The organism is Micromonospora craterilacus, from assembly GCF_003236315.1.
Classification (GTDB): Bacteria; Actinomycetota; Actinomycetes; order Mycobacteriales; family Micromonosporaceae; genus Micromonospora; species Micromonospora craterilacus.
Map to the genome: position 1 here is coordinate 1 of NZ_POTY01000561.1, position 455 is coordinate 455.

Here is a 455-nt window from a genome sequence, read left to right on the forward strand (position 1 = left end):
TTTGAGAATGTTGAATTTACAATTGCCGACTCAGGCACTGCGGTGAGCCGCCAGTTTTTGACGGCTGACTGAAGGATTTGCTCGACGCTGAAATCCTGCCAGTGTGTTTCTACCTGCTGACCCAGAAAATGAAGTGCCGCGATTAACACCGGGCGCGGATCGCCTTTCGGCAACGCAGGCGCATGATTCTGCTTGGAAAGTTTAGCGCCTTGTGTGTTAAGCGCCAGCGGTAAATGAATGTAATCTGGCACTTTCCAGCCAAAAAGCTGGTACAGCGAGATTTGCCGCACTGTCGGTTCGATCAAATCTGCCCCGCGGACAATTTCGCTCACGCCCTGGAAGTGATCATCCACCACCACCGCCAGGTTATAGGCAAACAAACCATCACGGCGATGAATAATAAAATCTTCCCGTGCCAGTTTTTCGTCGGCGTGAATAATGCCTCGCAGCAGGTC

At 51.6% G+C, this 455-nt stretch carries 1 protein-coding gene; it reads right to left on the reverse strand.

Annotated features, from left to right (window positions below):
• The coding region (locus C1I95_RS34430; RefSeq protein ID WP_233514084.1) for a glutamate--tRNA ligase family protein at positions 1 to 455 on the reverse strand (455 nt) is incomplete at both ends.